This window comes from Pseudoalteromonas sp. MMG024 (assembly GCF_021654175.1).
Taxonomy (GTDB): Bacteria; Pseudomonadota; Gammaproteobacteria; order Enterobacterales; family Alteromonadaceae; genus Pseudoalteromonas.
Map to the genome: position 1 here is coordinate 19486 of NZ_JAKFZO010000005.1, position 13746 is coordinate 33231.

Consider the following 13746-nt stretch of genomic DNA (forward strand, 5'->3'; position numbering starts at 1 on the left):
GTGTTTAACTGTAGTGAATATGTAGTGCGTTGCTTATCTAATTGTTTATCCATTCTTTTTTTAATCAGTTTTTTTTGCTCAGCAAAACAAGAAATTTATTTTGCGACAGATTTATTGCCAGAAGCGGGCATTCGCAAAGCAGATCTTGTATCACAGCTAGTTTATTACGTTACCGATGAGCTTAAAAATGACTACCAAGTTACATTTCAGCAAACTAGTCGCGAACGAGAGTGGCGATTAATTGAAAAACAAAGTAACACCTGTGTTTATAACAAAACCTACACACCCAAAAGAGCAAAACTTGCCGTATTTGCAAGCCAACCGTTAATTGCTTATGCACCTAATCGCCTTATTTTAAACCGTGATATTGGTACGTATCCGTCGCTATCGTTAACAACGGCATTATCGTTTGGTCTTAATATTGGCGTTGTAAAAGGACGCAACTATGGCGAAAAGCTCGATGAGTTAATTACGCAAAATTCTGAGCTGTTGTATGTTGGCGCGGGAAGTTATAAAGCTGAACGTTTAGAAGTGATGCTCAAACAGGGCAAACTCGATGGTATAATTGAATATTCATCGGTATTTAAAAGCCGTCAGCCCGATGCCAATATTGGTAAAGACTATTTTATTTATGCGTTAACGGAAGCCCAGCACGCAGTAAAAGGTTACTTAGCGTGTGCAAAGTCAGATGTTGGTGAAAAGTTTGTTGCCGATTTTGAAAGCGTTATGAACAGTGCTGGATATCGTGCATTTGCCATAAGTAAATTGAACGAGGCAGGCGATTTAATTGAGACTGACTTCATTATTGAGCATTTGGGATACAAATAAAAAAGACCTCGTTCTGAGGCCTTTTGTTTCATATCTACCGTCACCGATATGAGCAATGTAGCAAGTAATTCGTATAAATTGGCTACTAGCAACTTAACTTCAGGGGCGTGAAGCGCTACTGCTAGCAGCCGTAGCTTGTTAATTAAGTATAAAAAGCTACTAAGGTCGAGAAACACAAAGAAGTGTGAGTGCGAGTTATGCTTCTTTATTGAGATTGATTATCAGTTAGATCTTAATGGCTGTCAAATAATTTTTGATAATAATTCTCATTAATGTTGTGGTAACTAAATTACACAGATTAAAAATAAAAAAGGCCTCGTTCTGAGGCCTTTTGGTTTCATATCTACCGTCACCGATATGAGCAATGTAGCAAGTAATTCGTATAAATTGGCTACTAGCAACTTAGCTTCAGGGGCGCGAAGCGCTGCTGCTAGTAGCCGTAGCCTAAAAAGCTACTAGGGTCGAGAAACACAAAGAAGAGTGAGTGCGTGTACTGCTTCCTTGTTGAGATTGATTATCAATTAGATCTAAGAAACTGTCAATATCTTTTTGAGAATAGTTCTCATTATTTTTAGCTGTTTTCAGTGTGATGAATTTAATGTTTTGATTTATATTGCTTTTTTAATATTTAAAAATGTTAATTAATTTTTTGTTTCTGAACTAGTTACAGGGTTGGGGGCTTTTTGTGCAGTGGATTTTTCTAAAAAAGCATAAAATTTTATATTCTGGTTACCCTCTTTGTAATAAAAGTGAAACCTACTGGCCGTATACTAATTTTAAATACTTCGCTGCTGAACGAACTATTTCCCTTAGGTTATTTGGCCGACTTCGCTTTTTGCAAAGTCGGCTTTTTTATGTCTAATTTATTTGAATTTTACTGTTTTTGTACTGCGGCTATAACTGCGAGATTCAGGTTTAGTCCACTCACCTTGTTTGAAGTAGCTGGTACTCACCACAATTTTTCCGTCGCTTAAACGGCTTGAAGATTTTACTTTGGTAATGCCATCTTTATTGCCCGTGACATCCTCATACGCTACGAATTCATTTTCTGCCGTTATTTCCAGTTCACCTTGAGTATAAAATCCAGCCGTAGTGAAGTAGAAAAACACCAGCTTTTGCTTTTTGTTATCCCAAAAAATTAACGACTCACCACCGTATGCGCCGTCATTAATTGAGTGTAAGGTGCGCAATGTTGTGCCATTTAGTGTGCTTTCCCAGTGACTTACATCAACGGCACCATTACTAAAAGTTGACTCCCACGTGCCCAAATAAGGCTCGAAAATTTTCAGTTTTTCGTCTAATGCTTGGGCTTGGTTAGCGAATGTTTGCAGCAACAAACACATGGCTATAACAAATAGTTTTTTCATTGGGGTTCTCTTTCGTCTTATTATTATTGAGTAAGTGAGTATTAAAAACACACAACTTACTTTGCGATCACCTAAGCTTAGTGAAAATTAGGCAAAAGAAAAGCCCTAACATTTGTTAGGGCTTAGGTATGCCGTATGGCATGAGCAAGTATTAAAGCGCTTTAAAGCGAATTGCTACGCCACCGCCCGCCGCCATTTTCAGGACAAGTTCGTCATTTTGCGTAACGGTTTTGTTGTAGATCGCCATTTCGTATGGTTTGTCGACCCAATTAGCGTTTTCGCCATCGCTATACACTTGGGCAATGTATTTGCGATTTGGTTCGAGAAAGTTAAGGTTAATTTTCTCATTACGTGCATTGTCATCGGTTACTGCACCTAAGTACCAATCATCAGAATGCTTATCTTGGCGCGCAAATACAATGTACTCACCTACTTCGCCAGCAATTGCTTTGCTCTGTTGCCAGTCTGTCGGTACATCTTTGATAAACTGGAACGCTTCTGGTTTTGCGCGGTAATTACGCGGTAAGTCGGCTGCCATTTGAATTGGGCTGTAAAGTACAACATAAAGCGCTAACTGTTTTGCTAGCGTGGTTTGCGGTCGGTTAGTGTCGCTGCCCAAACCATTAAACGATAAATCAAAAATACCTGGTGTAAAATCCATTGGTCCAGATAGCATACGGGTAAACGCTAGGGTAGGTACATGACTTGGCGGATTAGGCGGTGTACCCCACGCATTGTATTCTTGTCCGCGTGCGCCTTCACGAGAAATCCAATTTGGATAAGTGCGACGTAAGCCAGTGTCTTTAATTGGTTCGTGAGTATTGATGCTAATTTTATGTTTGGCAGCAAGTGTTACATTGGCTAAATATTCATTTACCATAAATTGGCCGTCATGCCATTCACGCTTTACTTGGCCTTTTTCGTCTACTCTTTTGATATTACCACCATCGGCAACGTAGCCGGTTTTAACTTGGCTAATACCGTGCGTTTGGTAAAGTGCAAAGGCATCTTGCATTTGGTTTGCATAGTTGCTTACATTGCCAGATGTTTCATGGTGACCAACAATCGCCACGCCTTTGGCTTTGCCATAAGCTGCTAGCTCGGCAAAGTTAAAGTCAGGATATGCTTGGGTAAAATTAAACACATCCCCATTGTGGAACCAGTCTCCATCCCAGCCAATATTCCAACCTTCAACCAATACGCCTTTAAAGCCATTTTCGGCAGCGAAATCGATATATTCTTTAGTTAGCTTGGTTGTGGCTCCGTGTTTATCACCGCTGCCCCAAGTATTTTCGCCAATATGCATGCCCCACCAAATACCTACGTATTTGCTTGGTTCCACCCAATCAACATTACCTAATTTATTTGGCTCATTGAGGTTTAGAATTAAGTCTGAATTAGCAAGTCCAATTGCTGAGTCACTGATCTGAATAGTACGCCATGGTGTGGTAAAGCCATCGTTTGTTTTGACTAATGTGCCATCGCTCCAAGGAGTTAAATCGGCGCTAAACTGTCCATCGCGGCCTTGCTTTAATGTCATCGCAGCAAAATCAACGAGCGCGGCTTCATGAATGCTAAGGTGAATAGTGTCGTCGCGCTTAAGGGTTATTGGTGTATGAACATGACGCGCTAAATTAAGCGGTGTTTTGTTGTAAACATATTCATAGCGATTCCATTCACGTGCAGGGATCCACCAAGATTGAGTCGAGTGTGACTCGGTAAGGTTAAATTGTGTCAGTTCTTTGCTAATTTCTGCACCAATATAGCCTTGTTTAGTGGGTAGCTCGTATCGAAAACCAATGCCATCATCAAATACTTTAAAGGTGATACTAAATGTAGTGTCAGCTTGTGAAAAGGTTAGCGCGAGTTTGTTGTGATTATCTTGAACTGACTGGCGCTCTCCCCAAGGTTGTTGCCATGTTTCATTATGTGAGGAAATGGCTGAATCGCTGATTTTTGCGTTATGGCCAATACTTGGGTGCTGACGAAAATCAAAGCCAAGACTTGATGGGCTAATCAGTGTTTGATCGTTGAAAATTACTTGGTAGCTCGGCAGTTCTTGCTCATCGGATACAATTACTTTAATTTGCTGATTCGGCGAGCTTACAGCAACAGTTTTTGCCTGCAGGCACGGCGCAAGCATAAGCAGTAAAAGCGCTTTTTTCATCTTGTTTCACTTGTTGTCAATGTGGGAGCATCAAGAGTAAAAGCTTGCGAAAAATCACACCAGCGTTTGCAAACGTATTCAATAACGCAAAAAGCCCTCAAAGAGGGCTTTTATAAAGCTGTAAATTTGTTAATTGTGCTTACTTAGCTAATGCACGCTTTAAGAAGTTAGGTGTTGCTAGTGCGCCTTGATGAATGCCTACATTGTAGTATTCAGTATCAAATGCTGCATTTTCAACATCTTGTGCTCTAAACGCTGTGAAGTTTTCGCCTTTGCGCGCCATCGTTGCTGACCATAAACCCGATGGGTAAATTGGTTGTGGGAATGGCAGTGTTTGTAAATCGGCAAAACCAACGTCTAACATTGCTGCACGGGTTTCACGCAGTAATTGTTGGTGCATTAATGGTGATTCGCTTTGTTGAATCAAAATGCCGCCAGTGCGCAATGCTTTTAAACAGCTAGTATAAAATGCATGGTTAAATAACCCTTCACCTGGGCCTACTGGATCGGTGCCATCAACAATAATGACATCAATTGATTCTGGCGCGGCTTCAGCCATAAATTTAATGCCATCATCAAATATTACAGATGCGCGTGGGTCGTGGTTTGATTCACATAATTCAGGGAAGTACTTTAACGACATTTCAGTTACTACTTCATCAATATCAATTTGATGAACGGTTTTGATGTCCGGGTGTTTTAGTACTTCACGTAATGTGCCGCAATCACCACCGCCAATGATCACAACATTTTTTGGTGCAGGGTGTGAAAACAGCGCAGTATGGCTCATCATTTCATGATAGAAAAAGTTCTCGCGTGTACTTACCATAGTACAACCATCAATAATCATTAAATTACCAAAGTCTGTTGTTTCATACATTTCAACTAGTTGAAAAGGTGATTGTTTTGACTCTAGTTTTTTATTAATGCGCAGTGAAAAAGCACTGCCATCACGATCACTTATTTCAGTGAACCAAGTATTAGCATCTAAATTAGACATAGTAGTTTTCACTTACCATTTATGTGTTTAAAAATTGCGGCAATTTTGCCAGCGAAATGCGTGTTACTCAATTAGAAAATAAAATTATAGCCGAACAAATGAATTTTTATGGCTAGTGTGTAAAAAGCAAATTAAAATATCGCTAACTATCTGACTTTATGAAGACCTTACATTGGCTATAACTAACGCACGTGAAACATACAATATTGCTCATTGGAGTGAAGGCTACTTTGATATTAATGAGCAAGGTGAAGTGGTTGCATTTCCAGATAAAGATCACAGCAAACAGGGTGTTTCGCTGGCAACCTTAACAGAGCAATTTAAAGAGCAGGGGTTAACCTTACCTGTGCTTGTGCGTTTTACCGATATTTTGCAATCGCGTGTTGATACCTTAGTTAATGCATTTGCTGACGCTAAAAGTAATCGTAATTACCAAGGTAATTACACCTGTGTTTACCCGATTAAAGTGAATCAGCAATCATCTGTAGTTAAAAAGCTACTCGCCCACCAAAGCAATAAAGTAGGGTTAGAGGCAGGTTCTAAACCTGAATTAATGGCTATTTTGGGTGTAGCGGATAAGCCTATTCGCATTGTATGTAATGGCTACAAAGACAGTGAGTTTTTACGTTTAGCGTGTATTGGCCAAGCCATGGGGCACGATGTAAATATAGTGGTTGAGAAGCTTTCGGAACTTGATGTACTGCTGCAAGAAATTGAAAAGTTGGGTATCGAGCCGGGAATTGGTATTCGCATTCGCTTAAATTCAGTAGGTAAAGGCAAGTGGCAAAATACCGGTGGTGAAAAAGGGAAGTTTGGCTTAACGGCTAGTCAGGTACTAAGCGCAATTGAGCGCTTAAACAAAGCGTGCAAAGGCCATTTATTAAATTTAGTGCATTTTCATATTGGCTCTCAAATAGCCAATATCCGTGACATTCATCGCGCCTTAAAAGAATGTGCGCGTCATTATGCAGAGTTATGCCAAATGGGCGTGGCGCTAAAAACCATTGACGTGGGTGGTGGCCTAGGTGTGGATTATGAAGGTTCAGGCTCGCGTAATTCATGTTCAATGAACTACACGGTTGCCGAATATGCGCGTAACGTAGTGAATACGTTTGCCGATACCTGCGAAGCACTTAACTTACCGCAACCAGATATTATTACTGAATCAGGGCGTGCACTCACGGCGCACCACGCAGTATTGATTACCGATGTGATCGATGTGGAAGAAGCGCCAAAGTTACACAGCGATATTGTACTTTCAGATAATTCGCCGCAAGTATTACAAGAAATGTGGCAAGCCAAGCAGCGTTTAACACCGCGCTTAGCGCTTGAAATTTATCACGATGCAATGCACTTGTTCAGTGAGGCGCATGAACAATATGTGCACGGTTTATTATCGATGACCGATTGGTCGCAGATTGAAACCTTATATTTTGACATTTTGCGTGCGGTACGTGGCCAACTTAATGCCAGCGCCCGTTCACATCGAGAAGTGATTGATGATTTAAATGAAAAATTAGCAGATAAACTCTTTGTGAACTTCTCTTTATTCCAATCACTGCCAGATGTTTGGGGTATTGAGCAGCTGTTCCCGGTAATGCCAATTGAGCGCCTCGATGAGTCATGCTCACAGCGTGCAATTATTCAAGATATTACCTGTGACTCGGATGGTCAGATTCGTGAATACGTTGATGGTGCAGGTGTTGAAGCAAGTTTGCCGATTCCGCCTTACCGTCCGGGTGAACAGTATCACCTAGCAATGTTTATGGTTGGCGCGTACCAAGAGATTTTAGGTGACCTGCATAACTTATTTGGTGATACAGATTCAGTGCATATCGAGCTAACCGAAGACGGCTTTACTACCACTAATGCGCTGAAAGGCGATAGTGTTGAAGATGTACTGAAATACGTGCATTACAATGAAGGCGCATTAAAAGCGAACTATCAAAGTCGCCTTGCTGCGAGTAATTTATCAAGCAATACCCAGCAAGCGTATTTCGATGAATTAGCCGCAGGCTTAAGTGGTTACACTTACTTCGAAGACTGACCTGTTGGTTAGGCTATTTATTGCTGAGTGAAAAAAGGCTAAAATATGGCCTTTTTTAGCTTGTTCATCCAGTAAATTCGATAAGTTGCGTGATGTTGTATTATATAAGAGCCGTTATTTCACTACTGTTTTATACCGTTAATACCTTATTTTGGTTTGTGCCAATTTTCATTTCTGGGGTGTTAAAACTTTTACCGATCAAGCCATGGCAAGCAATGTGGAGTGCCGTTGCTAAGTGGTGCGCGAGTCGTTGGGTTGGTACTAACAGTATTATTCAATACATTTTCACGCCAACTAAAATGGTGGTAACGGGCGATCACGATTTTACCTATAAAGATTGGTACCTAGTGGTTGCCAACCACCAATCTTGGGTTGATATTTTAGTGATGCAGCGTGTTCTGCATAAGAAAATTCCATTTTTAAACTTCTTTTTGAAAAAAGAGCTTATTTACGTGCCATTTTTGGGCTTAGCGTGGTGGGCGCTTGATTTTCCATTTATGAAGCGCGCTAGTAAAAGTCAGCTAAAAAAGAACCCATCACTGCGCACCAAAGATATGGAAACGACCAAAAAAGCCTGTGCTAAGTTTAAGCATGTTCCTGTGAGCATTGTGAATTTTGTTGAGGGTACGCGCTTTACAAAAGATAAGCATACCCGTCAAAAAAGCCAGTTTGATAATTTGCTAAAACCTAAAGCGGGTGGTGTTGCGTTTGTAATGGAAGCAATGGGCGAACAGCTTAATAAACTTGTTGATGTCACTATTTGCTATCCAAACGGCACACCAAGCTTCTTTGATTACTTAGCGGGTAAAGTGCCTGAAATTCGTGTGCACATTGAGGTAAAACCTGTTTCAGCAAGCTGGGTAGGTAATTACTCGAGTGACTCAGAGTTTCGTGTGCAATTTCAAAACGAATTAAATGCGCTTTGGCAAGGTAAAGATCAGCAGCTTGTTGAGCTAAAACAACAGCAAACTGAGGGCGTCTAATGTTATCGAGATTCCTGCCAGGTGTGCTGTTAGCACCTATCATTTTTACCATTTTAGTCGGTAACGTCGTGCTGTGGGGCGGCGTTATTTTTGTTATTGGTTTACTTAAAATTGTATTACCACTACAAATTATTCGAGATATTTTACACATTGCTTACGCGGCCTGGTGTAAGGGCAACTATTTAGGCGTGTGGTTGGCGTGTGACAACTGGCAAGTTGACATTGAAGGTGAGCTCGACGAGAAAGCGTGGTATTTGCTTATCGCAAACCACCAAAGCTGGCTTGATATTATGGTATTGAGTGGCTTAGGGCGTTTACCTGCACCTAAGTTCTTTCTAAAAGATGAATTAAAATGGGTGCCTTTTGTTGGTGCTGGCGCATGGGCCATGGACATGCCGTTTATGAAGCGCGTAAGCAAAGCTAAAGTGGCTAAAAACCCAAAACTTAAAGGCATGGATGTAGAGCGTACTAAACGCGCTTGTCGTCATTTTAGATTAAACCCTACAACCATTATTAATTTTGTTGAAGGCTCGCGCTACACCGAAGCGAAGCACAAAAAGCAGCGCAGTCCATTTAAATATTTACTCAAACCTAAAGCTGGGGGCATTGCTTTTGCCCTTGAAGTACTTGGTGAAAAAATGGATGGCTTGTTAAATACCAGTATTGTGTATCACGGAACATCCGAGACAATTTGTAAAGACATGCTGTTTGGCAAGCTCACTAAAATACATGTCGATATAAAAGTACAACTCATCTCTGCAGAGCTAATTGGTAATTATCAGCATGACCGAGAGTTTAGGGTTGAGTTTCAACAAAAACTTAATGTAATTTGGCAAGATAAAGATCTGCAAATTAGTTTAATGCAAGAAAACGAGCAGTTACCAACGATTAAACCAGCACATTCGAGTTAAAAAGGATTTATATGAGCAAGGTAGAAAAGCTAATATCCCCTTGGGTTAAAGAGGCATTTCCACATTTAGATTGGCTGCCACAAGTGCTTTCTATTTGCTCTGGCGTATTGTTGCTAGTCATTATTTATTATGTTGCGCGCTGCTTGGTATTACCGGGCTTTGAAAAACTAACCGTTTATATTTCGCCACATCGATTAGGCCAACTTAAGCCGCTATTTAGCAAGCTTAATAGGCGCTTAGCTGGGTTTATATGTAGTGTGGTGTTTGTATCAAGCTTTCGTTATTTTTACCTGCCTGGTGATGAAGGCGAGGTGTTTTACCGCTCAATCGGCCAGATTATTGCCATTATCTACAGTGGCTTTATTTTTAGCTCGGTTATTAGCATTGCAGGGGCTGCCTATAATCAGCTGAGTTTTGCTAAAGAAGTGCCAATCTTGGGCATTATCCAAGTAGCTAAGCTTATTACCTTTATCGTGACGTCTATTCTCATCATTAGTGTGCTAATTGACGAATCTCCGGCTTATATTCTATCGGGTTTTGGTGCTCTAGCAGCAGTGCTGTTATTGGTATTTAAAGACACTATTTTAGGCTTTGTTGCGAGCATTCAAATTGCTGCAAACCGACTAGTAAAAGATGGCGATTGGATCCAGTTTGACCAATACGGAGCTGACGGTGAAATTGAAGAGTTAGGATTAAATACGGTTAAAGTACGTAACTGGGATAAAACCATTACTACTGTGCCAACTTATGCACTTATTTCTCAGTCATTTAAAAACTGGCGCGGCATGCAAGAGTCTGGTGGCAGACGCATTAAGCGTGCGATTCACCTTGATCTTAATAGTATTCGCCTTATCGATAGTGACTTCTTAGAAACCCTGAAAAGTAATGAATTTATCACCCAAGTGCTCAGCAATGAAGAATTAAATAATGCAAAAGCACAGAGTAATGTGAAGCTATTTCGCGCTTATGCAGAAGAGTATTTGCGCCAGCATGAGGCGCTTAATCATAATTTAACGTTAATGGTACGCGAGCTTGCGCCGAGCGCAGAAGGTTTACCGGTTGAGCTTTATTGCTTTAGTGCAGATAAGCGCTGGATCCCTTACGAGCACTTACAAGCCGATATTATGGATCACTTGTTAGCAAGTTTAACGATGTTTGGTTTACGCCCTTATCAGCATGTTACAGGTCAGCTTACAGGCTAATAATCAGGCTTAATACCTTATTGTGATATTGAATGCTCGCTTGTTGGCTGGCAAAAAACTCAATGTAGTGGCTTTTTATTCGCGAAATAATAAGGCGTGGTTGATAACTAAAACCTGTAACGCTCACAACACAATTTTGTTGTTCAAATGTAACGTTTACGTGCAGCGGTTGAGACACTTTCAAATTTAGCATATACAGCAAGTTGTAGACTAATAATGGTGGCACAGTGACAGATTGCTGTGCTAATTCTGGCGCGATCTCTACTGTTAAATCGCCTGCATTCGCTAGCCGTTGCATGTATGACAATGCACTTAGCTCTTGTTGTAATTCAACTAGATCTTGTTTTCCGGCTTGCAGTTTGTAACGCAGTAGTTCTGCTAAATCGGTAATAGATTCGCTTGCCTTGTCGGCATCTTTGTCCATTAACGTTTCTATGTTGTCTAAACATTGATAGAGAAACGCTGGTTGAACTTGCTGCGATAGCATTTTTAGTGAATGGCTTTTAATGCTTTTTTCGATACTGGCTTTTTCTCGAATGGCTTGTGCACTGACATAACCAATAGTCCAAACAAGGCTTAAAAATAGGTTAAATTTGGTGAGTAATTTTACTAACTGCTGTCGGTCACTGGCCTCGACATACCAAATATAACTAAGCAAAGTACTTGGTAAATATAAAATAGCGACAGTAATAATCACTGCACTCAATACCACTAACGCACGATAAAAACGCTGCTTCTGCAGCATGCGTTTGATAAAACTGCGGGTAACAAAGTGCCAAACAGATACCAATAAAAGGGTATACAGCAACCACTCGTGAGCATATTTAAATAGTTTTTCTGGCGCAAAAAAGGTCACTGCAACTAACGGGAAAAACAAGATTAATACCGTGATAATGCCTTGTGCAACGTAATAATCGTACGACTTATTCACCTGTCTTGTCCTTTTTCAACGGGATCTGTAATTCAACGCTGAACTGGTCTTCACTGCGTTCTGAATTGATTGTGAAATTATCACGATAAAGTAATGCTAAGCGCGCTTCAAGATTAGCTAACCCAGTGCGAGTGCCATCAGCTTGACGTGCAGTTTTATTAATTGGATTGCTAACGGTGATTGACAGTTTTTTATCTTGCTTGGCAACGGAAATAGCGATGGTACCGCCTGAAGGAATTTGCCCGATGCCATGTTTAATCGCATTTTCGATTAAGGTAAAAATACTCATACTTGGCACAAGCATAATGTCACATTCGCTAGGCACCTTTAAGTCGACATTGAGGCGCTCTTCAAAGCGTACTTTTTCAAGCTTTAAGTAATGGCGGCAAAGCAACAGCTCTTGTTTAAGTGCAATACAGTGTTGTTTATTATCGAAATGGTGTTTAAACAGCTGACGGAACTCTAATAACAGCTTTTTGGCTTCGCTAACGTCCTCGTACAGCATGCCGCGAATGCTATTTAATGAATTAAATAAAAAGTGTGGGTTAAGTTGATATTGCAGCACATCGAGTTGTTGCTGCTTTAGTTTTTCTTTTAATTTGTGCTTATGAATAATGCCGTAAGCTTGCAGATAACACAGCATGTAAAAGCAGTAAAAAATACTGTGTAGAAACGCTTCAACGTAAAAATACGCCGGACCAAGCGGTTTGTCGTAACCCTTAATACTTGTGCTAATAGTGAAGGCCATATAAGAGTTATTCTCGCCCGAATGATCATAGTCGGGGTCGGTTACTTGCTTTGTGCCACCTTCTATTTTAAATAAAAAGCTACCAGGCACAGAAACCGTATGTGTGTAAGTCGCGCTGGCAAGACCTGCTAATACGCACAAAATTAAACCCGCAAAATAAGCTTTTTTACCACTGTTTGATCTTTGCCTAATAAGTTTTAGTGGTAGATATATAATTAGCAGTGGTAGCAAAATAATGTGTATGGTGTAGTGAGTAAGGCGTTCAGAATCAATACCCTCAACTCGCAATGGGCCAAACTCCCAGATAAAACTGACAAGAAGAATAAGTGAAAACAGCAGTAAGTTTATACCTATTACTACTTTATGTTTTGTCAGCCAATGCAAGTGTCACCTAATGTGAGGGAAAAACTGTTTGCAAAATATAGCTTTTTAAAATAAATGGCAATAATTGATTGCTTATAGGGCTATGCCATAATTAATAATATATGCTGAACTGAGCGCTAAGCTTTGTTTTAATCCGCGGCAAACGCAGCTATATCGTTGTACTACGGGTAAATTAATAAGTATTTACATTTGTTTAAATATTGTAGCCTAGGGTTTTTTTGGGGTGGCTTTTTGGCTAGAATCACGAAGGTCTATTAAACTTTGTTGTTTTATTTGGTTTTATTGGGCAGTGTCTAGCGCAATATAATTGCTTAAATTACAATAGACTCTAGGTATGCAACCGCAGAACAAGGATTTTTTGCCACTCTGTAGTTAAGGCAGAATTGTGAAAATAAAATACGTAGCACCCTTTATCATCTTTGTTTCGCTTCTAATGGCAGCGCCAAGCTTTGCTAGCAATCGTTTGGTGGTTGCTGTTGACCATGCACCTCCATACAGTTACACCCAAGGTGAAACCCGCCCCCGAGGTTTATTAATCGACATTATGATGCGTATTTCTAAACAGCTTAATGTATCTTTACAGCTTATTCCATGTCCTATTTCGCGCTGTGTGCAATTAATTAAATCAGGCCAAGCCGATATTGGTGGGGCGTTTATCAAAACAGTAGAACGTCAACGTGATATGGCATTTCTTGAACCGGCCTACATGGTATTGAACTCACCATTTGTATTTTATGCACAAACCGAAAGCAAAACAGTGGTGAATACATTTGATGACCTTTACGGAAAGCGTATTGGTATTGTGCGTGGTGCGGCGCATTTTGCTCGTTTTGACAATGACCAAAAGTTAATGAAAATCGCGGTGCAAAGTGAAAAAGTAGCGATGGATTTACTTTTGAAAGGTCGTTTAGATGTGGTTATTGCTGTTGAGCAAACAGCTGACCATTCACTGAGTGTCTTAAATCAGCCTTCACACAGGCTTAAAAAACTAACCTACCGCCATGATGAGCCGATTCTCGGTTACGCAGTGGCTTCAAAGCGTTCAGAAAAGCAGAAGTTGATCGAGCAAGTGCAAGTTGCCTTGCTGGGTTTAGCAAAAAGTGGAGAGTTGTCACAAATCGTTGAACTGTACGACTTACCACCAGTTGATGTGAAATAACTTCGCAATTCAGCGTTTA

At 40.4% G+C, this 13746-nt stretch carries 11 protein-coding genes; 6 read left to right on the forward strand and 5 right to left on the reverse strand.

The genetic code is table 11. The annotated features are described in order from the left end of the window. Positions 1-24 precede the first annotated feature (24 nt). Complete coding sequence (locus L1068_RS05910; protein WP_237129479.1) at positions 25-828, forward strand: ABC transporter substrate-binding protein; 804 nt, start codon at positions 25-27, stop codon at positions 826-828. 863 nt (positions 829-1691) lie between these two features. Here the strand turns inward: L1068_RS05910 and L1068_RS05915 are convergent. The 3 genes from L1068_RS05915 to speE all read right to left on the reverse strand — a co-directional run bounded on the left by L1068_RS05915 (position 1692) and on the right by speE (position 5362). Beyond that, positions 1692-2195 (reverse strand): hypothetical protein, encoded by a 504-nt coding sequence (locus L1068_RS05915; RefSeq protein ID WP_237129480.1) that lies wholly within the window; start codon positions 2193-2195, stop codon positions 1692-1694. Positions 2196-2346: 151 nt separating this feature from the next. After that, positions 2347-4362 (reverse strand): glycoside hydrolase family 97 protein, encoded by a 2016-nt coding sequence (locus tag L1068_RS05920; RefSeq protein WP_237129481.1) that lies wholly within the window; start codon positions 4360-4362, stop codon positions 2347-2349. Between the two features lie 139 nt (positions 4363-4501). Further along, entirely contained in the window at positions 4502-5362 is an 861-nt protein-coding gene (speE, locus tag L1068_RS05925; RefSeq protein WP_237129482.1) for a polyamine aminopropyltransferase, read from the reverse strand. 172 nt (positions 5363-5534) lie between these two features. Here speE and speA point away from each other — a divergent pair, with 172 nt between their 5' ends. From speA to L1068_RS05945, 4 genes are all read left to right on the forward strand, one after another. Further along, positions 5535-7409 carry a biosynthetic arginine decarboxylase gene (gene speA, locus L1068_RS05930; protein WP_237129483.1) on the forward strand — a complete coding sequence of 625 codons (1875 nt, stop codon included), beginning with the start codon at positions 5535-5537 and terminating at the stop codon, positions 7407-7409. A 95-nt stretch (positions 7410-7504) separates the two neighbouring features. Beyond that, entirely contained in the window at positions 7505-8392 is an 888-nt protein-coding gene (locus L1068_RS05935) for an acyltransferase (protein ID WP_100914569.1), read from the forward strand. Further along, on the forward strand, positions 8392-9303 hold the full coding sequence (locus tag L1068_RS05940; RefSeq protein ID WP_237129484.1) for an acyltransferase: 912 nt from the start codon (positions 8392-8394) through the stop codon (positions 9301-9303). Before L1068_RS05935 ends, L1068_RS05940 begins: the two co-directional genes overlap by 1 nt. A gap of 11 nt (positions 9304-9314) precedes the next feature. Next, positions 9315-10505 (forward strand): mechanosensitive ion channel domain-containing protein, encoded by a 1191-nt coding sequence (locus L1068_RS05945; RefSeq protein WP_237129485.1) that lies wholly within the window; start codon positions 9315-9317, stop codon positions 10503-10505. On the opposite strand, the gene L1068_RS22125 is transcribed toward L1068_RS05945, so the two are convergent. Both L1068_RS22125 and L1068_RS05955 read right to left on the reverse strand, forming a co-directional pair. Beyond that, positions 10495-11436 (reverse strand): histidine kinase, encoded by a 942-nt coding sequence (locus L1068_RS22125; RefSeq protein ID WP_237129486.1) that lies wholly within the window; start codon positions 11434-11436, stop codon positions 10495-10497. The two genes, L1068_RS05945 and L1068_RS22125, sit on opposite strands and share 11 nt — an antisense overlap. Then, positions 11429-12568 carry a histidine kinase gene (locus L1068_RS05955; RefSeq protein ID WP_237129487.1) on the reverse strand — a complete coding sequence of 380 codons (1140 nt, stop codon included), beginning with the start codon at positions 12566-12568 and terminating at the stop codon, positions 11429-11431. The genes L1068_RS22125 and L1068_RS05955 overlap by 8 nt, the downstream gene beginning before the upstream one ends. A gap of 385 nt (positions 12569-12953) precedes the next feature. On the opposite strand from L1068_RS05955, the gene L1068_RS05960 reads away from it, so the two are divergent. Further along, positions 12954-13727, forward strand: coding sequence for a transporter substrate-binding domain-containing protein (locus tag L1068_RS05960; protein WP_237129488.1), 774 nt, complete (start codon positions 12954-12956; stop codon positions 13725-13727). The last annotated feature ends 19 nt before the right edge of the window (positions 13728-13746 follow it).